This is a genomic window from Pontixanthobacter aquaemixtae, from assembly GCF_009827395.1.
GTDB classification, from domain to species: domain Bacteria; phylum Pseudomonadota; class Alphaproteobacteria; order Sphingomonadales; family Sphingomonadaceae; genus Pontixanthobacter; species Pontixanthobacter aquaemixtae.
Genome location: NZ_WTYX01000001.1, coordinates 1,180,935 through 1,200,633, shown reverse-complemented (window position 1 = coordinate 1,200,633; position 19,699 = coordinate 1,180,935). Strand labels below are relative to the sequence as shown.

Annotated in this window: 19 protein-coding genes and 1 tRNA gene; 8 read left to right on the top strand and 12 right to left on the bottom strand. The window is 59.3% G+C overall.

Annotation, left to right across the window (positions count from 1 at the left end):
- Positions 1–5 precede the first annotated feature (5 nt).
- Positions 6–2,207, top strand: coding sequence for a ComEC/Rec2 family competence protein (locus GRI41_RS05800; RefSeq protein ID WP_160603799.1), 2,202 nt, complete (start codon positions 6–8; stop codon positions 2,205–2,207).
- 18 nt (positions 2,208–2,225) lie between these two features.
- On the opposite strand, the gene lexA is transcribed toward GRI41_RS05800, so the two are convergent.
- The 10 genes from lexA to GRI41_RS05750 form a co-directional block, all read right to left on the bottom strand.
- Positions 2,226–2,912 (bottom strand): transcriptional repressor LexA, encoded by a 687-nt coding sequence (gene lexA / locus GRI41_RS05795; protein ID WP_160603798.1) that lies wholly within the window; start codon positions 2,910–2,912, stop codon positions 2,226–2,228.
- Between the two features lie 85 nt (positions 2,913–2,997).
- The gene (locus GRI41_RS05790; RefSeq protein WP_160603797.1) at positions 2,998–4,188 is read right to left on the bottom strand and encodes a molybdopterin molybdotransferase MoeA; all 1,191 of its coding nucleotides are present in this window, start codon (positions 4,186–4,188) and stop codon (positions 2,998–3,000) included.
- Positions 4,185–4,658, bottom strand: coding sequence for a cyclic pyranopterin monophosphate synthase MoaC (gene moaC / locus GRI41_RS05785; protein WP_160603796.1), 474 nt, complete (start codon positions 4,656–4,658; stop codon positions 4,185–4,187). The genes GRI41_RS05790 and moaC overlap by 4 nt, the downstream gene beginning before the upstream one ends.
- Before the next feature lie 163 nt (positions 4,659–4,821).
- Complete coding sequence (trpC, locus tag GRI41_RS05780) at positions 4,822–5,607, bottom strand: indole-3-glycerol phosphate synthase TrpC (RefSeq protein ID WP_160603795.1); 786 nt, start codon at positions 5,605–5,607, stop codon at positions 4,822–4,824.
- Complete coding sequence (trpD, locus tag GRI41_RS05775) at positions 5,604–6,596, bottom strand: anthranilate phosphoribosyltransferase (RefSeq protein WP_160603794.1); 993 nt, start codon at positions 6,594–6,596, stop codon at positions 5,604–5,606. The genes trpC and trpD overlap by 4 nt, the downstream gene beginning before the upstream one ends.
- Entirely contained in the window at positions 6,593–7,192 is a 600-nt protein-coding gene (locus GRI41_RS05770) for an anthranilate synthase component II (protein WP_160603793.1), read from the bottom strand. The genes trpD and GRI41_RS05770 overlap by 4 nt, the downstream gene beginning before the upstream one ends.
- A gap of 57 nt (positions 7,193–7,249) precedes the next feature.
- Positions 7,250–8,212 (bottom strand): prolyl aminopeptidase, encoded by a 963-nt coding sequence (gene pip / locus GRI41_RS05765; RefSeq protein WP_160603792.1) that lies wholly within the window; start codon positions 8,210–8,212, stop codon positions 7,250–7,252.
- A 1-nt stretch (position 8,213) separates the two neighbouring features.
- Positions 8,214–9,026, bottom strand: coding sequence for a phosphodiester glycosidase family protein (locus GRI41_RS05760; RefSeq protein ID WP_160603791.1), 813 nt, complete (start codon positions 9,024–9,026; stop codon positions 8,214–8,216).
- Complete coding sequence (gene trpE / locus GRI41_RS05755) at positions 9,023–10,546, bottom strand: anthranilate synthase component I (protein ID WP_160603790.1); 1,524 nt, start codon at positions 10,544–10,546, stop codon at positions 9,023–9,025. Before trpE ends, GRI41_RS05760 begins: the two co-directional genes overlap by 4 nt.
- Before the next feature lie 28 nt (positions 10,547–10,574).
- Positions 10,575–12,515 (bottom strand): peptidylprolyl isomerase, encoded by a 1,941-nt coding sequence (locus tag GRI41_RS05750; RefSeq protein WP_160603789.1) that lies wholly within the window; start codon positions 12,513–12,515, stop codon positions 10,575–10,577.
- 222 nt (positions 12,516–12,737) lie between these two features.
- Between GRI41_RS05750 and tpiA the strand changes: the two genes are divergently transcribed.
- From tpiA to GRI41_RS05735, 3 genes are all read left to right on the top strand, one after another.
- Positions 12,738–13,502, top strand: coding sequence for a triose-phosphate isomerase (tpiA, locus tag GRI41_RS05745; protein WP_160603788.1), 765 nt, complete (start codon positions 12,738–12,740; stop codon positions 13,500–13,502).
- 95 nt (positions 13,503–13,597) lie between these two features.
- Positions 13,598–13,975, top strand: coding sequence for a preprotein translocase subunit SecG (gene secG, locus GRI41_RS05740; RefSeq protein WP_160603787.1), 378 nt, complete (start codon positions 13,598–13,600; stop codon positions 13,973–13,975).
- Between the two features lie 98 nt (positions 13,976–14,073).
- Positions 14,074–15,708: a CTP synthase gene (locus tag GRI41_RS05735; protein ID WP_160603786.1), complete on the top strand. Its 1,635-nt coding sequence runs from the start codon at positions 14,074–14,076 to the stop codon at positions 15,706–15,708.
- A 392-nt stretch (positions 15,709–16,100) separates the two neighbouring features.
- Here GRI41_RS05735 and GRI41_RS05730 read toward each other — a convergent pair whose 3' ends face one another.
- On the bottom strand, positions 16,101–16,574 hold the full coding sequence (locus GRI41_RS05730; protein ID WP_160603785.1) for an Hsp20 family protein: 474 nt from the start codon (positions 16,572–16,574) through the stop codon (positions 16,101–16,103).
- 173 nt (positions 16,575–16,747) lie between these two features.
- On the opposite strand from GRI41_RS05730, the gene grxC reads away from it, so the two are divergent.
- The 4 genes from grxC to GRI41_RS05710 all read left to right on the top strand — a co-directional run bounded on the left by grxC (position 16,748) and on the right by GRI41_RS05710 (position 18,459).
- On the top strand, positions 16,748–17,011 hold the full coding sequence (grxC, locus tag GRI41_RS05725) for a glutaredoxin 3 (RefSeq protein ID WP_160603784.1): 264 nt from the start codon (positions 16,748–16,750) through the stop codon (positions 17,009–17,011).
- 9 nt (positions 17,012–17,020) lie between these two features.
- Positions 17,021–17,860 (top strand): carbon-nitrogen hydrolase family protein, encoded by an 840-nt coding sequence (locus GRI41_RS05720; protein WP_160603783.1) that lies wholly within the window; start codon positions 17,021–17,023, stop codon positions 17,858–17,860.
- Positions 17,857–18,342, top strand: a complete 486-nt coding sequence (locus tag GRI41_RS05715; protein ID WP_160603782.1) for a DUF1178 family protein — start codon at positions 17,857–17,859, stop codon at positions 18,340–18,342. The genes GRI41_RS05720 and GRI41_RS05715 overlap by 4 nt, the downstream gene beginning before the upstream one ends.
- Positions 18,343–18,382: 40 nt before the next feature.
- Positions 18,383–18,459: transfer RNA gene (locus GRI41_RS05710), tRNA-Arg, on the top strand.
- A 12-nt stretch (positions 18,460–18,471) separates the two neighbouring features.
- On the opposite strand, the gene GRI41_RS05705 is transcribed toward GRI41_RS05710, so the two are convergent.
- Positions 18,472–19,680 carry an MFS transporter gene (locus GRI41_RS05705; RefSeq protein WP_160603781.1) on the bottom strand — a complete coding sequence of 403 codons (1,209 nt, stop codon included), beginning with the start codon at positions 19,678–19,680 and terminating at the stop codon, positions 18,472–18,474.
- Between the last annotated feature and the right edge of the window lie 19 nt (positions 19,681–19,699).

The following is a 19,699-nucleotide window of genomic DNA, read 5'->3' as shown; positions in this document are numbered from 1 at the left end:
TGGTCATGGCTGCTGACGACGTTCTTGTACCCTTGGAAAACGGGGCTGACGAAACGCCGGAAAAAGCCGTTGAGACCGGGAATGCTGCAGTGCAGCGCACTTGGCCCAAAGCACCGCAAATGTCCAGTATTCTCGGCCAGATCAACCGGTTTTTGGGCGAGGCGGGATTCGACAAAGGCCCGTGGCTGACAGTGGCATTTGGCGCGGGGATAGCAGCGTGGTTCGCATTGGGCCATGCATGGCAATGGGCGGCGTTGATCGGTGTCTGCAGCCTTGCCGCGTTGGGAGCCGTGGCGGCATGGCGCGATGCCACTGACAGGGTGGAAATCCAGAGATCGGTGGTGGCGATTGCGGTGATGTTTGCATTGGGTTGTACTGCAATCTGGGTCCGCTCGGAAATGATCGGCGCAGAAGCTATTGCCCGCCCGGAAGTCACCGTTTTCGAAGCGCGCATACTCGAACGGGACGAGCAACCGGCGCAAGACCGCGTGCGACTTGTTTTGGCGTCTCGTGATCCGGAAACAGGGAGGGCACGCAAAGTCCGCGTTAATCTGCCAATTGCGAAAGACCAAGGCGGCCTTTCGGAAGGTGCACTCATCCGTTTGCGCGCGAGGCTGATGCCGCCTGCACCGGCAATGTTGCCTGGTGGGTATGACTTTGCGCGCTCGGCGTGGTTTCAGGGCTTTGCTGCGACGGGATCGGTGCTCGGTGACATCGAGATTGTCGAAGCTGCGAGATCTAGCGATAGACTGGCCGCCACGCAAAGGGCGCTTGCCGCGCATGTGCGCAGCCGGTTGGACGGATCGGCGGGCTCCATCGCCGCAGCGCTGGCCAGCGGCGACCGCGGCGCGATCAGCGATGCCGATGAAGAGGCGATGCGCGATGCGGGGCTGACCCATCTTCTTTCGATCAGCGGGCTTCACGTAAGCGCGGTTATTGCCGCGGCCTATTTGCTGGCGATCAAGCTGCTGGCCTTGTGGCAATGGCTCGCGCTCAGGGTGCGGCTGCCCTTGGTGGCGGCATGCGTCGCGGCATTGGCGGGGATTGGCTATACGCTGCTTACCGGTGCCGAAGTCCCGACCGTGCGCAGCTGCGTTGGCGCGATGTTGGTGCTCATTGCACTCGCGCTGGGCCGCGAGGCGTTGTCGCTGCGAATGGTTGCGGTTGCTGCTCTGTTTGTGCTGGTTTTGTGGCCTGAATCGCTTATCGGGCCGAGTTTCCAGATGAGTTTCGCTGCGGTGCTCGCGATCGTCGCGCTGCACAATACGGCGCGGGTAAAGGCATTCCTCGCGCCGAGAGAGGAAAGTTGGCTGGCGCGAAGCGGGCGGCGGGCGGCCATGCTGCTGGCAACGGGTTTCGTGATCGAGCTGGCACTGATGCCGATTGTTCTGTTCCACTTTCACCGGGCCGGTGTTTACGGCGCCTTCGCCAATGTGATCGGGATCCCGCTCACAACCTTTGCTTCGATGCCGCTGATCGCGCTGGCGCTGCTGCTTGATATTTTCGGGCTGGGTGCGCCGGTGTGGTGGCTGGCGGGCAAATCGCTCGACCTGCTGATCGGGATTGCGCATTTCACCGCGGACCAGCCGGGGGCTGTGAAGCTGATGCCGGAGATGGGGTGGGGCATATTTGCGCTGTTCCTTGCGGGCGGACTGTGGATCGGGCTGTGGCGCGGGCGGGTTCGCCTGTTTGGATTTCTCCCTGCCGGCATTGCGACGCTGATCTTCCTGTTCCGGCCGGTCCCCGATATTCTGGTGTCCGGAGATGGCAGGCATGTCGGGATAGCGGGGGAGGGCGATCAGTTGCTGGTCCTGCGCGAAAGCCGGAGCGATTATGCGCGCGACAATCTGTTGGAACTGGCGGGGATGGATGGCGTTCCGGTGCCGCTGGCCGAGTGGCCCGAGGCCGATTGCAGCCGCGACTTTTGTGTCATCCCGCTTGTGCGCGGGGAGCGTAGCTGGCGCATCCTTATGGCGCGAAGCAACAACCGGGTCGAGGCGAGGGCGCTCGCCGCCGCATGTGATCAGGCGGATATTGTCATTGCAGACCGGTACTTGCCGCGTTCTTGCAAGCCCAAATGGCTCAAGGCCGACCGCAACTTGCTCGACACAACCGGCGGATTGGCGATCGATCTCGGGAACGAGAGCTTTGACAGTGTTGCCGATTCACAAGGAGAGCATGGCTGGTGGCGCGCAAATCGGCGCTAACCGCTACACGCCGCGCAATCAGTGATAGCGCCGCAGCAGCCCTGCGAGCTTGCCCTGAACTTCCACCTGTCCCGGATTATACACTTGTGCTGAATAGCTGGCATTGGCCGGATCAAGCCGCACCTTTGCACCATCACGGTGGAGATATTTGAGCGTTGCTTCTTCGTTGTCGACCAAAGCCACCACGATCTCGCCATCCCGCGCGGTATTGGTGCGTTTAATCAATGCAAAGTCGCCGTCAAAAATGCCCGCTTCGATCATCGAGTCGCCCGATACTTCGAGCGCATAGTGATCGCCTGGGCCGAGCAGCGCAGCAGGAACAGGCAAGCTGCTCTGGCCTTCCAGCGCTTCAATCGGAGCACCCGCCGCAATGCGGCCATGCAATGGCAATTCAATCACGTCATTTGCCGGCTCAGGCGCAGCAGCAGGCGCAGATGTGGTCTTTGCAACAACATCATTGGCAGCTTTGGGGGCAGCGCCGGGAAGCACATCTTCCGGGTTTTTCAACACTTCCAAAGCGCGCGCACGATTGGGCAAACGCCGGATAAAGCCGCGCTCTTCCAAAGCGGAAATCAGCCTGTGGACGCCCGATTTGCTTTTCAAATCCAGCGCCTCTTTCATCTCTTCGAAAGATGGGGAAATGCCGGTTTCTTCCAGCCTTTGCTGGATAAAGCGGATAAGTTCGTGCTGCTTTGCCGTCAGCATTGCGGAATGCTCCTTGATCGCTTCCTGTGATTCGGTACCGAACGGTGAACGAATGCGGAACAATTAGGCAACTTATGGCGAAAGGTCAAGCTAGGTAGCCGTTTCCGAGGAGATAGGCAGGCACATGCGCGCCCGCATCGGTGGCTGCGCAATGTTCCGCGCGTTCGATCAACACATCGGTTTGGGCGAGCGCGCCCAAGGCGCCGCTGCTCTGCTGGGCTAGCGGAACCGCTGTTCCATTCTCCAATCTCGCACGAATGAACGTCCGCCGCGGCCCGCCTTCGGGCAATGCCTCGCTGCAAGGTAGGGCAAGCGGATGCGGGATGCAGCGCTCGGCGCCCAGCATTTTGCGCAGAGCCGGAAGCATGAACAGGAATGCAGTTACGTAGCTGGAGACCGGATTGCCGGGCAGGCCAAGGATAATCTGGCTGCCGCGTGTCGCGACCATCAGCGGCTTGCCCGGCTTTATGGCGACGCGCCAGAAGTCGATATTGGCGCCTGATCGTTCCAGCGCCGGCCGGACGAGATCGTGATCGCCTACGGAGGCTCCGCCGCTGAAGACCAGAAGATCGGCGGCGGATTGCGCCTCCACAGCTGCGATGAGGCTGTCCAGATTATCGGCAACGGGCGGCCCGTGTTCGATGTGCACCCGCTCGGCCTTCGCCATTGCGCGCAGCATGGCGCCATTGGTGGCCGGGATCTGATGCGCGGCGCAATCGGCCTGATCTTCTGCCAGTTCGTCGCCGCATTCCAGAATGGAAAGCTTGGGAACCGCGCGAACACGCAGCGCGCTTTCCCCGGCCATGCGGGCGAGCGCTATTTGCGGCGCCATCACCCGCGTTCCGGCATCGAGAATGCGCGAGCCAGCTTCGAAATCCTCTCCGGCGCGGCGGATATGGCGGCCCGGCACTGGTGTCTCGGCCGCGCGCAAGCTGTTCGCGTCGCCCAATTCGGCATCTTCAATGACGACAACGGCGTCTGCCCCGACCGGCATATGCGCGCCGGTCGATATTTTCGTCGCTTCCCCGGGCTTGAGCGTGCCTTCAAAGGGAGCGCCACAGCGGCTTTCACCCACAATCCGCCAGGGGCCATCTGCAGCGACCGCGAAACCATCCATTGCTGACAGGTCTGCAGATGGCTGGCGGCGGCCTGCAAGAACCGGCTCTGCCAGATAGCGGCCAAGTGCATCCTCGCATGGCACCGTTTCAACCGGTGTCTGGCGTACCAGTTCAAGCAACCGCGCCTGTGCTTCGTGCAAAGGGATGGGCGGTATCATTGACCGGCGTGCCAATCGCCCGATTTACCGCCGGTTTTCGAAAGCAGCCTGACGCCTTCGATCACCATGCCTTTGTCGATGGCTTTTGCCATATCGTAAATTGTCAAAAGCGCGATGGAAACAGCTGTTAATGCTTCCATTTCCACGCCGGTCTTTGCGGTTAGCGATGCTGTCGCGGTGGCTCTCACCGCATTACTTTCAAACGCAAATGCGATTTCGACCGCATCTAGGCCAAGCGGATGGCAAAGCGGGATCAGCTCCGATGTCTTTTTTGCAGCCATTATTCCCGCGATCCGCGCTGCCGCCAGCACATCACCCTTGGGGACATTTCCGTCGCGAATGGCGTCCAATGCCGCGCTGCTCATCGTGATTGTGCCCGTCGCAGTCGCCGTGCGAGCGGTTTCTGCTTTGCCGCCGACATTGACCATGCGCGCATTGCCTTCGTCATCGAGATGCGTGAGGCCATTCATAGTTCTGCGCTCTTTATTGAACAGACGGACCACATGGACCACTGTTCAAAGGCAAAATTCCCGGCAGCGCGCAAGGCTTGCTTGCGGGCTGAACATCTGATGTTGAAATGTGATCGCATGGGGCGCTTGTGCCACAGGCGTTGCGAGTAGGACAGAGCTTTGCCTAGCCGTTGAGCAAGGCGTGCGTCGCCGTCTCGACATCGGCCTGCCGCATCAGGCTTTCGCCGACAAGGAAACATCGCACGCCCGACTGCGCGAGGCGGTTGCAGTCAGCATGGCTCGCAATACCGCTTTCACCCACCAGCAACGTGCCTTCAGGAGCCAGTTTCGAGAGGCGTTCGGTAACACCCAAATCGGTGACAAAACGTTTGAGGTCGCGATTGTTCACCCCGATCAGTCGTGATTTCAGCGAAGCCGCGCGCTCCATTTCCTCCTCGTCATGCACTTCGACCAGCACATCCATGCCATGTGCGATTGCGGCGGCCTCTATTTCGGCCATTACGCCATCATCGAGAGCGGCGACAATGATCAGGATCGCATCCGCGCCAATCGCCCGCGCTTCGGCGACTTGCCATGGATCGACCATGAAATCCTTGCGCAGCACAGGCAGATCGCAGGCGGCGCGCGCTTCGATCAGAAAATCCTCATGCCCCTGGAAATAGGGCGCGTCGGTCAGCACAGACAAACAGGCCGCGCCGCCAGCTGCATATGCGCGTGCATGATCGGCAGGGCGGAAGTCTTCGCGGATCAAGCCTTTGGAAGGGGAGGCTTTCTTGATTTCGGCGATCAGGCCGAAGCCGCGTTCTGCTTTGGCCTTGAGCGCAGCGTGAAAACCGCGCGGTGCACTCTGTTCGCTGGCGCGTGCTTCCAAGGTGCTGAGCGAATTGGCGGCTTTACGCGCTGCCACTTCGTCCCGCTTGGTCGCGCATATTTCGTCAAGCTTGTTCATTGCGTCATCGCAATCCAGCTTTGCAGCAGGGCCTTTGCCTTGCCCGAATCCAGAGCTTCACGTGCCTGCGCGGCGCCTTCGGCCCAATCCGTGGCCATGCCCGCAACAATCAACGACGCGGCGGCGTTGAAAATCACCGCATCGCGATAGGGGCCGGGGCTGCCATCGAGCAGAGCCTTAAGCGCGGCTGCATTATGCGCCGCATCATCGCCTCGGATGGCCTCTACCGGTGCATGCGGCAGACCAGCCAAAGACGCATCCACGCGTTTCATTTCAAATTCGCTGCCTTGCACATCGGCGACTTCGTTTCCGCCGGCGAGGCTCAGTTCGTCGAGCCCTTCATCGCCCGAAACAATCATGGTCCGCTTGGTGCCCAGCGCAGCTTTGGCCGCGGCATAGATCGGGACATAGGCGGGCCGTGCAATTCCGATCAGCTGGCTTTTTACACCGGCAGGATTGGATAGCGGCCCCATCAGGTTGAAAATCGTCCGCTTGCCCAGCCTTTGCCGGATCGGCTGAATCCGCCCCATCGCGGGGTGGTGGTTTTTCGCGAACAGAAAGCAGATGCCCAGTTCGGCGAGAGTCTTTTCGGCAGTTGCCCCGGCCACATCCATGTCGAGCCCGAGCGCCTCCAGCGTGTCTGCGGCGCCCGATTTGGAAGATGCCGCGCGGTTGCCATGCTTGGCCACCGGAACGCCGCTTGCCGCTACGACCAACGACACCGCGGTTGAAACGTTCAGCGTATGATGCCCGTCGCCGCCGGTGCCGCACACATCGATCGCGTTTTCGGGCGCCGCAATCGGGATCAAACGCGCCCGCAAAGCGCGCGCTGCGCCCGCGATTTCCTCCGCCGTCTCGCTGCGTTCGGTCATCGCCAGCAGGAAGCGGCCAATTTCCTCGTCACTCGCTTCGCCGTCGAGGATCCAGCCGAACACATCTTCAGCCTCGGCCTCGTTCATATGCGGCACTTCGAGAGGGAGCGTTTTCATGGAAGTTCCTTCGGCGTCATGCCGCAAATGCGCAGGAAATTGGCGAGCAAGGCATGCCCGTGCTCGGTCGCGATGCTTTCGGGATGAAATTGCACGCCGTGAATGGGCAGCGTCTGGTGGTGGAACCCCATCACTTTCTCTCCGTCCTGACCCGGTGTTTCGCTGGTCGCATTGACGCTGAGCACATCGGGAATGTCTTCCACGATCAGCGAGTGATAGCGGGTGGCGGTGTAGGGCGAGGGCAGGCCTTCGAACACACCGGTTCCGTCGTGCATGACGGGCGATGTTTTGCCGTGCATCAAACCGCCGCGAACGACTTTGCCGCCAAAATGCTGGCCAATCGATTGGTGCCCAAGGCACACGCCGAGAAGCGGCCTTTCCGCATCAGCGCAGGCGGCAACCAGATCGAGGCTGATTCCCGCTTCATTCGGGGTGCACGGGCCGGGGGAGATGAGAAACCCGCGCGCGCCGGTTGCAATCGCATCGGCCGCCGACATCGCATCGTTGCGCTCCACGCGCACTTCCGCGCCCAGTTCCATCAGGTAATGGACCAGGTTGAATGTGAAACTGTCGTAATTGTCGATGACGAGTATCATAGGTGCGCCTTTGCCTGTCTCCCGCGCGCAATCAAGCAAGGAAAGCTGGCGGCATTGTCAGACAGTCTTGCCCGCCAGTTCATCGGTCGCACGCACGAGGCCATCGATAATGCCCGGCTCGCCCGCGCTGTGGCCGGCGTCATGCACAATCCGAAGATCGACTTCTGGCCATGCTTTCTTGAGCTCCCATGCCGAAGTGGGCGGGGTGCAAATGTCGTGGCGGCCCTGCACGATAATGCCGGGGATGCCTTTCAGCTTGTCTGCGCCGCTGAGCAATTGTGCTTCTTCGAGGAAGAAATCTTCGAGGAAGTACCGCGCACAGATGCGAGCGAAGGGAACCGCCTTGGATGGATCAGCAAATTCACCGAGCAGATCTTCGTCGGGCAGCAAAGTCGCGACATTGCCCTCCCAAAGCGACCATTCGCGCGCGGCGGAAAGACGCGTTTGCTCATCATCGCTGGTCAGCCGTTTGTAATAGGCTTCGACCAGATTGCCGCGTTCATCATCTGGGATCAGGCCGGAGAATGCATCCCATTGTTCGGCCATGATCTCGCTCGCGCCGTATTTGTAAAGCCAGTTCTTTTCCTTTTGCCGCGCCAGAAAGACACCGCGCAGGACCAGTTCGGTGGTGCGTTCAGGGTGCGACTGCGCATAGGCAAGGGCGAGCGTTGCGCCCCAGCTGCCGCCGAAGACCTGCCACGCGTCATGCCCGCACATTTTGCGCAGCCGCTCGATATCCTCGACAATGCGCCATGTGTCGTTGTTCTCGATCTCGGCAAAGGGCGTTGATTTCCCGCAGCCGCGTTGATCGAACAGCAACACATCATACAGCTCGGGATCCCATTGCTGGCGATGCGAAGGCGCCATTCCGCCCCCAGGGCCGCCATGGAGGAATACTGCTGGCTTCGCGCCCGGCGTGCCCGACCGTTCAAAATAAAGCGAATGGCCTTCACCGACATCGAGCATGCCGGTTTCATAGGGCTCGATCGGCGGGTAAAGCGTGCGGCTGTAATCCATCATATCATTCTTTCATTTCGACCACGATGAGCGGTCCTAGCGCGGCGCCCAGATCGAGCCGGTCGCTTGCCGGATCCCATAGCGCCGAGACATTGCCATCAAGAAACAAAGCGTCGGGAGTCTTGAGCTCGTCGCGGTAGAAGCGTGCCAATGCGCCAAATGACACAGGTTTGTCTGAAATGACAAAATGCGCGCGGCCTTTCGCGTCAATGCCCACTGCGTTGCGGATAGCCTTCGATGGGCCATCTTCGGCAATTTCAGGGTGCAGCTTGCCCTTGATGACCAGCATCGGGCCCGATTGCGTCCCAAATTGCGGGCGATCACCCACATTCGAATAGAAATCTTCGCTTGTGCGGATGGCCCATTTGTCGCCGGTTCCGTAGAAAACACCGTTGGGCTTGAGGTGGAAATTGCCCGGCCCGTCGGCGCGGCTCAGTTCTTTCATGCGGTCGCCATTCTCGACGTAGTATCCGATCGGCTTGCCGTCATCGCCAAACATTCCGCCATTGACCGCAAAGGCGACCAGCGGCGCATCGGCGGATCGCCCGGCGGCCAGATTGGCTAGGCTGCGATAGGGCGTGCCGCCATCGGGACCCAGCGCAGTGGTGATCCGATGCTTGGCGGGATCGGCAATGCAATGGGTGAAGGAATGCTGTTCAAAGGTTGCTTTGCGGCAGGCGGAATCACGCGCGGGGGCGCTTGCGGTTTCCTCGGCAACGCCGCTTCCGATCTCGGTGCGCAGCACAGGCTCGCCTTCAGGTTCCGGATTGCAGCCCGAAAGCATCAGAACAATTGCAGGGATCAATAGTCGTTTCATTGTCCAAATCCCGGTTCGCCGGCTACCCGTGCGGCCTCGTTTGCTGCGGCAATCAGCGCACCGGCTTTTGCCTCGCATTCGCGCTGTTCATATTCGGCGTTACTGTCTGCAACGATTCCGGCCCCTGCCTGAACATGCAGCGTGCCGTCTTTAACTACGCCGGTGCGCAGCACGATGCAGCTATCGACCGAGCCATCGGGCGCAAAATAGCCGACCCCGCCGGCATAGGCGCCGCGCGTTTCCGGCTCCAGCTCTGCAATAATTTCGCAGGCGCGTATTTTGGGCGCGCCGCTGACCGTACCCGCCGGAAAGCCCGCGAACATCGCGTCGAGCGCGTCATGTTCGGGCGCAAGCTGTCCCACCACATTGCTGACAATATGCATCACATGGCTGTAACGTTCGACGGTGTAGCTATCGGTGACTTCCACCGTTCCTTCCCTGGCCACGCGGCCCACATCATTGCGGCCCAGATCAAGCAGCATAAGATGTTCCGCGCGCTCTTTCGGATCGGCGAGCAGGCTCGCCTCGGCTTCGCGATCCGCGCTGGCGGTTTCCCCGCGTGGCCGGGTTCCGGCAATGGGCCGGATCGTCACTTCACCATCGCGCACGCGCACCAGAATTTCGGGACTGGAGCCAACCACGGCAAAACCGGGCAGATCGAGAAAATACAGGAACGGTGACGGATTTACCCGGCGCAGTGCGCGGTAAAGGTCGAGCGGGGGAAGCGGGAAGGGGCAGGTAAAACGCTGCGCCAGCACCACCTGAAAAATATCGCCCGCTTCGATGTAGGATTTCGCCCTACCGACCATCGCTGCGTAATCGGCCCTTTCCATCGTGGGGTTGAGCGCCATGTCTGGCAGATCGGATTGCGCCGCAGCCGCCGGCCCGGGTTTGGTCAAACGCCGCAGAGTTTCGTCAATCCGGTCGCCCGCACGCTCGATCAGGCGCTCTGGATCGGCATCGTCATTCCATAGCGGGGCGATGGCAAACAATTCTTCGGTCAGGCCATCGAACACCAGAATAACCGTCGGGCGGACAAACAGCATGTCGGGCAGTTCGAGCGGGTTTTCAGCAGCGCGCGGTAGTTTCTCGACGAGGCCGATGGTTTCATATCCGAAATAACCGACAAGGCAGGCGAGGGCCGGGGGAAGCGCTTCAGGCACGTCGATGCGGCATTGCTGGACCAGCTGCCTGAGCGCGCCAAGCGTTCCGGTTTCGCATTGTTCAAAAGCGCTGCGATCCTGTTTCCAGCGGGGATTGATTTCTGCCGTCTCGCCCGATGCGCGAAACACCAGATCGGGATCCAGCCCGAGCAAGCTGTATCGCCCGCGCACTTCACCGCCTTCTACCGATTCGAGCAGGAAATCGCCGCGTTCGGGTTCGATCAGCTTGGTCGCCGCGCCAACCGGAGTTTCGGCGTCCGCAATGATCTTGCGCCAGACAAGCGCCGGTTTCCCCGCGGCCAGCTGTTCGCGAGCTTTATCGGCATTGGCTAGGCGGAAACTCGCTGATTGGGACATAAGGCAATGTGCGGAGGATCAAGCCGCCTTAATTCTCGCCAGCGAGCTGCTTGCGCACGGCTTCGATTGCGGCCTCATTGGTTTCCGTCCCGATTTCGGTGAGGACCGCCGAGCGCAATTGTTCGCTGTACTCGCTGCCCAGCATGGGCCCCAGGCTCTGCTTGGTCTGGGTGAACAGCTCGTCCTCTTTCGAGATTGTGCCTTCTTCAATGTCTTCAAGCTGCACCACGAACCAGCCCGCATTGTTGGGGGCTTCAAGCTTCTTTGTGGTGCCTTCGGCCATGCTGAACAACAATGCGAGCGGCGCGGGTACATTTCCGCCCAGCGCGACCAATTGTTCGCGGTTCAGATTGATCTCATCAACGGGCGGGAAGCGTGATTGCGATTTCTCCGCCGCAACCGCACCGGCAACTGCAACGCCTTCGGCAATGCGCTTCATGATCCGGTCAACAGCAGCCTTCGCGCCTTTAGAACCTTCGGACAGTTTCCACGCATCGACAACGCGAGTGCGGATTTCAGCCAAGGGTGCAGCGGCAGAACGCGTGATGTCTGACGCTTCGTACACAAGGAAGGTTTGCCCGGGGACGATCTCTGCAAGCTGCGGCCGGCTTTCTTCCATCTGGAATGCCGATTGCAGCGCTGGAGCCAGAATTTGCGGAACCTGTTCTTGCGGGTTCTCGTAAACGGTTCCCGCACCGGTCACCGGCTTGGTCGTGGCAATATCCACTTTCAGCTCGGCAGCGATATCGGTCAGCGAAACGCGGTCATCGACTTGCTCTTCGATTCGCGCGGCAAGATCGGACAGCGCAGCGCGGCGTTTTTGTTCGCGCAAAGCGGCGGTGATTTCGGCCCGAGCTTGATCTAGGTTTTTGCCCGGTTGGCGATCAATCGCGTCGATCCGGACGACGTGGAAACCCAATCCGCTCCGCGCGGGAACGGCGATGGCTTTGTTGTTGGCTTCAAACACTGCCTTGGCAACCGCCGCGGAAGATTGCGATGCATAATCCGAACGCGATACCGGGCCCAGTTTCGCGGTTGTAAGGCCGGCCTCGCGCGCAGCCACTTCGAGGGTTGCGCCGCCCTGAACACGGTTGCGAACCGCGTCAGCCGCTTGTTTGGTGGGAACGATCATCTGCGTAATGGTGCGTTCTTCGCTGGCCGCGAATTGTTCACGATTTTCTTCGTAATTGGCCGCGATTTCCTGCTCTGTCGGCGCGGGGAGCTTGCCCAATTCATTGTCGCCGAAGGTGATGTAGCGGATGGTCCGCCGCTCAGGGCGGATATAGTCGCCCTTTGATTCTTCGTAGAAGGCCTTCAACTGCGCATCGCTCGGGTCCTTCGAAGGCGCGAATGCGCTGGAAGGGACAATGCTGATCGAGCCTTTGCGCGTTTCCTTGAGCAGCGCGGCATAGCGCGAGGCAAATTTGTCCGGGGCGACACTACCCAGGCCCGACGGGATGATCACCTGACGCTCAAGCAAGCCGGAGCGTAAATCCTCGCGCACGATGGTGTCGTTCAAACGGCGCAGCGTCAGAAACTGGCGATAGCTTTCTTCGCTGAAATTACCGTCAGCCCCGCGAAAGGCCGGGCTGGAGATAATCTCGCTATTCACTAGATTTGTACCCGCGCGCAGGCCGTATTTATCTGCAAATCCGGAAATCGCGGCGCGTTCAAGCACTTGGTCAAGCACTTGCTCCAGGCCGTCTTGCTCCAGAAAGGCTTCCATCGAAATTGTCGGGTTCTGCTGACGCATGCTGTCCACGGCATTGTTTACCGCGCGGCTCAAATCCGAAGTGCTGATCTTTTCATCGCCGACAACGGCCACGCGATCACCGCCGGATACGCCGCCGAATGTGCCGGTGCTGGAAACGTCCGCGCTGGCAAAGGCGAAGGCAATCAGGCCGAGAAATGCCAGGGTTACGGCGATTCCGACTTTCGATTGGAAGAACTTGCGGAAAAACTGGATCATGGTGTCTTTTGCGTCCGGTCTGGTCCGGACTATATCTCCGGAGGGTTCGTTGTATGTGCAGGCCTTTATCTGGCCTGCGTCCTCCCCGCAACAGGTTGGAAAGTCTTTTGACCTATTGGCTCGTTGCGTCTAGCGGACCTGTCCACACACCCCATATAAGTGGCGACCAAATGGATGGCACGAGTCATCCGCCCGCATTTTAGACTATTTCAGGAATTTGATATGGCCGACCGGCCCTATATTGTTGGCAACTGGAAAATGAATGGCACGCGCGCCATGCTTTCTGAAGCGCGCGCGATTGACCGTACTTCGCAGCGTGTGATGAAAGTGGAAGTGGCGCTGGCGCCGCCTTTCACTCTGATTCACGCGGTTCACCGTGAAGTCGAACAGATCGGCGTTGGTGCGCAGGACGTTTCGCCCGGAGCGGACGGTGCGCATACTGGCGACATTTCTGCCTCGATGGCGGCGGATGCAGGCGCAAAATTTGCAATTTTGGGCCATAGCGAACGGCGCCAGGATCACGGGGAAACCAATGCCCTGATCAAATCCAAGGTCGAATCGGCGATCGAAGCCGGAATGCGCGTCATTTTGTGCTGCGGTGAAACCGAGGAAACCCGTGACGAGGGCAAGGCCGAGAGCTTTGTCGCACGCCAGCTCAAAAGCTCGCTGCCCGAAACGCTCGACAATGCCGATGAAGTTCTGACGATCGCTTATGAACCGATTTGGGCAATCGGCACGGGCCGGACACCGACAGTGGACGATATTGGCGCGATGCACCGTTCGATCAAAGCCTTGCTTGTCGATCTCTATGGCGAAGAAATGGCCGATCAGGTCCGCATCCTCTACGGCGGTTCCGTAAATGCAGATAATGCCAAGGAGCTTCTCGCGGCTGACGAAGTGGGCGGCGCGCTGGTTGGCGGTGCAAGCCTGACGGCTGAAAGCTTCCTCGGAATTGTATTGGCCGCTGCAGAGCTGCAGGACCAATAAGACACGGCTGCCGGTTAGGCGGTGCGCTCCGGGTGGCTTGCCCTCGGCCAATCGCGCCCCTACATGCAGCTCAGGTAATTTAGAGTAATCTGACTATGTCTCTCTTTCTGTTTCTCACTGTCGTGCAATTGCTTGTCGCTGCGGCGTTGGTCATCACCATTTTGATGCAGCGTTCGGAAGGCGGCGGATTGGGTATTGGCGGCAGCCCGAATGGCATGATGAGCGCGCGCGGCGCGGCTGATTTTCTTTCACGATCAACCAAATGGCTGGCGATTTGCTTTGTCGCCCTGTCGATTGCTCTTGCAGCCGTAGCGGTGAAGGAAACCGGATCGAGCGCGATTACATCGACTGTCGAGCGCGGCGCAGGCGCACCAGCTGATCCGATCACCGGATCGCCTGCAGATGCTGCACCCGCGACTGAAGCGCCCGCAGAAGCGCCATCCGATGATCCGCTGGCGGACGTCGCAGGCTAAGCAAAGCAGAATAAATCATGACAAGTTGTGGATTGCGGCAATTCGCCGCACCATTGTGCTTGCCCCGACTCACATTTGAGCCTTAAGGCCCAACTCCCATGGCGCGGTACATTTTTATCACCGGCGGCGTGGTCTCCTCGCTCGGCAAAGGTCTCATGGCAGCAAGTCTGGCAGCGTTGCTGCAGGCGCGCGGCTACAAGGTTCGGATTCGCAAATTCGATCCCTATCTCAACGTCGATCCGGGCACGATGAGCCCGTATCAGCACGGCGAGGTTTACGTCACCGATGACGGGGCAGAGACCGATCTCGATCTTGGCCACTACGAACGTTTTACCGGCGTTTCGGCGCGGCAAAGCGACAATGTGACCAGCGGCCGCGTCTATCAGGACATTATCGCTCGCGAACGGCGCGGAGACTACCTCGGCGCGACGGTGCAGGTGATCCCGCATGTTACCGATGAGATTAAGGCCTTCGCGCTTGCTGATACCGACGATCTCGATTTCGTGCTGTGCGAAATCGGCGGCACCGTTGGCGACATCGAATCGCTGCCCTTTATGGAGGCGATCAGGCAGCTCAGAAACGAACTGGAACCGTTCCAGACGCTCAGCGTGCATGTCACGCTGGTTCCCTACATCGCCGCGGCAGGCGAGCTCAAAACCAAGCCGACCCAGCACTCGGTAAGAGAACTGGCAGCACTGGGCATCAAGCCCGACGTGCTTCTGTGCCGCAGCGAACACGAAATTCCCGATGGTGAACGCAGGAAGATCGCCCAGTTCTGCAATGTGCGCCCGGAATCGGTCATTCCAGCGCTGGATGCGCCGTCAATCTATTCGGTGCCGCTCCAATATCACGAGGCTGGCCTCGACAGCGAAGTGTTGCGCGGATTTGGAATTACCGATGCGCCCAAGCCCGACCTTTCGCGCTGGGATGATGTTACCGACCGCTATTTCAACCCCGAAGGCGAAGTGACAATCGGCGTGGTCGGCAAATATGTCGGCCTGCAAGACGCCTATAAATCGCTCAACGAAGCGCTGGTACACGGCGGCCTTGCCAACCGGGTGAAAGTCAACATCGAGTGGATCGATGCGGAGGTATTCGAGCAGGACGATGCGGATATTGCCGCCCAGCTAGAGCCTTTGCACGGCATTCTTGTGCCCGGCGGCTTTGGGGAACGCGGATCCGAAGGCAAGATCGCCAGCGTCCGCTTTGCGCGTGAACGCAATGTTCCATTCTTCGGCATCTGCCTGGGCATGCAAATGGCCTGCGTGGAAGCAGCGCGGCTTGCCGGCCATGAAAGTGCATCCTCAACCGAATTTGGCGACACCGATGAACCGGTTGTCGGGATCATTACCGAATGGATGTCTGAAGAGGGATTGCAAGAACGCGAGGCCGGCGGCGATCTTGGCGGAACCATGCGGCTTGGCGCCTATGATGCGAAGCTCGCCGCGAACAGCCATATCAGCACGATCTATGGCGGCGCGACGCAAATATCCGAACGGCATCGTCACCGTTATGAAGTCAACGGCGCTTATCGTGAGGCTATGGAAGGAACCGGGTTGATGTTCGCGGGTATGTCTCCCGACGGGCTGCTGCCGGAAACCGTTGAAAGGCCGGACCACCCCTGGTTTGTCGGTGTCCAGTTCCATCCCGAGCTGAAATCGCGGCCATTTGAACCTCATCCGCTGTTTGACGGGTTTATTTCAGCCGCCCTCCGGCAATCGCGCCTCGTTTAGCGAGCTCGCCTCTCGGCCCCGAAGAATCAAAGGGTTACGGCGCGCTTTTTTCTGAAAGCAGGCAAGTCCCGTGTGAATCAGGGGGCGTTGCCAAGTCTACATTTGGAACAGCGCCGCGCATCGCCCTTTATCTTTGGGGCGTTTTCTAGCAAGGGCTAGCAACTTCGCCCTGGCGATTTGGGTCATTTCGCGCGCCTGGAGAGTTCACAAGTTTTCTGGCTTGTCTCGGATATGTTCGTCTTTTGCGACCCGAACGATCAAATCCGGACAGGGCGGCGTTATGCGCCGCTGGGGTAGGTCTTCGGATCTACCCCAATTCCATTTAGGCAGTCCAAGAAAAAGGCCCGGGCCAGCAATCTGCCCCGGGCCAATTCCAAATCAAAGAGTTTAGCTTAGGCCGCGTCGGCTGAATCGTCGTCGTTCTTCACGACTTCGAGCGAGGGTTGGCCGTTTACCGCGATCTTTTTCGGCTTCATCGCGTCGGGCACTTCGCGCACCAGATCGATCGTCAGCAGCCCGTCTTCGAGCCCGGCATTCTCGACCAGCACAAAATCGGCCAGTTCAAAGCGGCGTTCGAACCCGCGATTGGCAATGCCGAGATGCAGCATATCGCTGTCTGGCGAGGGTTCTTCGCGCTTCTTGCCTTGCACGGTCAGCAGGTTTTGCTGCGCGGTTATATCGATATCCGCCGGTTTGAAACCGGCGACGGCCAGCGTGATCCGGTAATTGTCTTCACCGCGGCGCTCGATATTGAAAGGGGGGTAATTTTCACCGCCGCTGTTGCGCGACTGGTTTTCGAGCAAGTCGAACAGACGGTCGAAACCAACGGTGCTACGGCGATAGGGGGTAAAATCAAAACGTGACATATTACAAATCCTCATTGAGCAATTTGACATGGCAAAGCCCGCAATATGCGGCACCGTGCCGATTACTGCCCCGACCCATTGTGGCACCGGGAGCAAATACTATCTAGGAAGCAGGAAAATCGCTTTCAAGTTCTTTCCGCGAAAGCAATCTGGACCAATTTGAGGACACGGCAATGAGCGCTCCCACCGTCGATATTTACACCAAATTTACATGCGGTTTTTGCCACCGGGCAAAGCAGCTTTTGACCAGCAAAGGTGTCGAGTTCAACGAATTCGACATTTCGATGGGCGGACCGGATAAGGCGCGGATGCTTGAACGGGCGCCCGCTGCGCGGACAGTCCCGCAAATCTTTATCGGTGACGTGCATATTGGCGGGTCGGATGATCTTGCCGCGCTGGAACGCGAAGGCAAACTCGACGCGCTGCTTGCCGGGTAAGCCGCGACATTGACCCGCATCGCCATCTTGCAAATGACTTCGGGCATCGACCCGCAGGAAAATCTTGCCGCGATAGAAGGGGCTGCGGAAAAGGCGGCGGCTGCGGGTGCGAAAGTGCTGTTTACTCCCGAAATGTCGATGTTGCTCGATCGCGACAGGAAGCGCGCAGCCGGATTAATTAATCCGGAGCTCGTTGCGGAGTTGCAGGAACAGCTGACGCATTGCGCGAAGCGTTTCGATATCGATATCGCACTTGGATCGATGGCGGTGCCTGGTGATGGTGACCGCTATGCCAACAGATCGATGTATTTTGATCGCAACTGCCCGGGGCCGGTTGATCCGGTGACTTACGACAAGATACATATGTTCGATGTCGAGCTTTCGACCGGCGAAACATGGCGTGAAAGCGGTGCCTATAGGCCGGGAACCGAGGTTGTTACGGTTGAGAACACACCGGTGGGCAGGATCGGCTTGTCGGTCTGCTACGATATGCGCTTCCCCGCACTGTTCGAAGAGTTGGGCAAGCGCAAATGCGATGTCATCGCGGTTCCCGCAGCTTTCACCGTTCCCACCGGCAAGGCGCATTGGCATGTGATGCTGCGTGCCCGTGCGATAGAAGCCAGCGCCTTTGTTGTCGCCGCCGCTCAGGTAGGCCAACATGCGGACGGGCGCGAAACCTACGGGCATTCTCTGGTGGTCGATCCATGGGGTGAAGTGCTGCTCGATATGGGCGGGGACGAAGCCGGATTGGCATTCTGCGATATCGATCTGGGTCGGATCGAAGAGGTGAGGGCGCAAATACCCAGCCTTGCCAATCGGCGCGATATCCCTAGATCACCAAACCAATGATAGTATTCGACCTCTCTTGTGATCACGGCCACCGCTTCGAAGGGTGGTTCGGTTCGTCTGATGATTTTGCAACGCAGAAAGAGCGCGGGCTGGTTTCGTGCCCGCAATGCGGATCGGTTGAGGTTACGAAAGCGCCGATGGCACCGGCAGTTTCCGCCAAATCGAACAGCCGCGCGGGCAAAGTTGTCCAAGCCGAAATCGACAAGCCGGAACGGAAGGCTCCGATTACCAACGGCCCGCTCCCTCCCAAAGTCAAAGAGGCGATGAAGAAACTTGCCCAGGTACAGGCCGAAGCGCTGAAAGACAGCAAGTGGGTCGGGAAGGACTTCGCCGAGAAGTCACGCGCGATCCATTATGGAGAGGACGACAAGGAAACCATCCATGGTGAGGCGACGCTCGAAGAGGCGAAGGACTTGCTCGATGAAGGTATTGCCGTATCGCCTCTGCCGTTCCCCGTTGCCCCGCCAGACGATCTGAACTGATTGCATCGCGCGATAAGCGGCCTTAGAGGCGAGGGCGGCGGCGCCCGTAGCTCAGTCGGATAGAGCATCAGATTCCTAATCTGGGGGCCACAGGTTCGAATCCTGTCGGGCGCACCACTCACTACATTGTCATGAAGTTCTGGCGCGTGCCTTGACCGCTTGACGCCACGACAGACCAACCAGGCAAACAGACATCGCAAACGCCAAAGCCGCGTTTCCGGCCCATCCGGCCACTTCGTAGGCGGCAGTGCCCGCCCAGCTTGCAATCCCGGCGCCCATGAACATCAGCATGATATACCCCGTCATGAGCCGCGTGCGCGCCTCTGGCGCGAGCGAAAGCGTTGTCATACGGCCCGTAACATCGATCCCGGGGCCGACAGTGTTCATGCAGATTATCGGGATGATGAGCAGCCAGAGACTGCCGCCCAAGGGATAGAGCAGCGCAATTCCGGCCATTTGCACCAGTGAGATTCTGAAGCGCGCTTGCTCTGCGCCAATCCGGTCGGCAAGCGCGCCGAGCTTTGGAGTGACAAACATCGCGACGATCGCAAAGACCGCGAGATAGCCGACTATGTCGACCCCGTATCCCATTTCCGCGCTGGTCAAATGGAGCGCGAGACCAAGCCAAACCGCCAGGAATATGCCGAAATTCAGCGCCTGGATGATGCCCGATATGATGACCTGCGGATGCTCTTTGAGGAGCGAGAAAAGCGAGCCAACCAGCGCGAAATAGCTCTGTTTGGGTTGATCGTCCTGCGCGCCTTTGCGCCCTTCCAGAATGAAGGGAAGCGACAGGGTGGTGACCGCCATCAAAATGGCCGCAAGGACGTAAACGAGGTGCCAGTCGTAATATTGGGCAATAACCCCAGCACCAACACGCGCAGCCAGAATTCCGAATATCGTACCGAGCGTCAGCGTCGCCGTGACCGCGCCCAAACGGTCCGGATTGACGCGCTTTGATGCGTAAGCGGGCAGCAAATAGGGTGCGATTGTGAAGAAACCGAGGATCGTCGAACCGGCCAAAAAGCCTTCAAACGATGTCGCGAAAACCATGAGCCCGAGCGAAACGGTCTGCCCGATGCCGAACAGGATCGCCAATTGCCGGTTGCTGAAGCGGTCACCGAGAGGAAGCAGCAAGAAGATCCCAACCGCAAGCGCGATCTGGTTGAGAGCGGGGACCAAGCCAATGGTCGCCGCATTGACGCCGAAATCGGCGGCGACTTCGGAAATTATCGGATGGATGTAATAGGCATTGGCGACCATCACCCCGCCAATGGCTGCAAGCGAAAATTCAGTCGCCCGGCTCAGGAAGGCGCCAGATTGTTTGGTTTCTGGCATGGGGCCTTCCTGGAGCGGG

Bases quoted from the DNA above. Each gene is read 5' to 3' on its own strand.
- trpC (WP_160603795.1), bottom strand. From the start codon at position 5,607: ATGAACAAGCTTGACGAAATATGCGCGACCAAGCGGGACGAAGTGGCA.
- GRI41_RS05705 (WP_160603781.1), bottom strand. From the start codon at position 19,680: ATGCCAGAAACCAAACAATCTGGCGCCTTCCTGAGCCGGGCGACTGAA.
- lexA (WP_160603798.1), bottom strand. From the start codon at position 2,912: ATGCTGACGGCAAAGCAGCACGAACTTATCCGCTTTATCCAGCAAAGG.
- GRI41_RS05715 (WP_160603782.1), top strand. From the start codon at position 17,857: ATGATAGTATTCGACCTCTCTTGTGATCACGGCCACCGCTTCGAAGGG.
- grxC (WP_160603784.1), top strand. From the start codon at position 16,748: ATGAGCGCTCCCACCGTCGATATTTACACCAAATTTACATGCGGTTTT.
- GRI41_RS05750 (WP_160603789.1), bottom strand. From the start codon at position 12,515: ATGATCCAGTTTTTCCGCAAGTTCTTCCAATCGAAAGTCGGAATCGCC.
- moaC (WP_160603796.1), bottom strand. From the start codon at position 4,658: ATGAATGGCCTCACGCATCTCGATGACGAAGGCAATGCGCGCATGGTC.
- GRI41_RS05770 (WP_160603793.1), bottom strand. From the start codon at position 7,192: ATGATACTCGTCATCGACAATTACGACAGTTTCACATTCAACCTGGTC.
- trpE (WP_160603790.1), bottom strand. From the start codon at position 10,546: ATGTCCCAATCAGCGAGTTTCCGCCTAGCCAATGCCGATAAAGCTCGC.
- pip (WP_160603792.1), bottom strand. From the start codon at position 8,212: ATGATGGATTACAGCCGCACGCTTTACCCGCCGATCGAGCCCTATGAA.
- GRI41_RS05790 (WP_160603797.1), bottom strand. From the start codon at position 4,188: ATGATACCGCCCATCCCTTTGCACGAAGCACAGGCGCGGTTGCTTGAA.
- GRI41_RS05800 (WP_160603799.1), top strand. From the start codon at position 6: ATGGCTGCTGACGACGTTCTTGTACCCTTGGAAAACGGGGCTGACGAA.
- trpD (WP_160603794.1), bottom strand. From the start codon at position 6,596: ATGAAAACGCTCCCTCTCGAAGTGCCGCATATGAACGAGGCCGAGGCT.
- GRI41_RS05760 (WP_160603791.1), bottom strand. From the start codon at position 9,026: ATGAAACGACTATTGATCCCTGCAATTGTTCTGATGCTTTCGGGCTGC.
- GRI41_RS05735 (WP_160603786.1), top strand. From the start codon at position 14,074: ATGGCGCGGTACATTTTTATCACCGGCGGCGTGGTCTCCTCGCTCGGC.
- GRI41_RS05730 (WP_160603785.1), bottom strand. From the start codon at position 16,574: ATGTCACGTTTTGATTTTACCCCCTATCGCCGTAGCACCGTTGGTTTC.
- secG (WP_160603787.1), top strand. From the start codon at position 13,598: ATGTCTCTCTTTCTGTTTCTCACTGTCGTGCAATTGCTTGTCGCTGCG.
- tpiA (WP_160603788.1), top strand. From the start codon at position 12,738: ATGGCCGACCGGCCCTATATTGTTGGCAACTGGAAAATGAATGGCACG.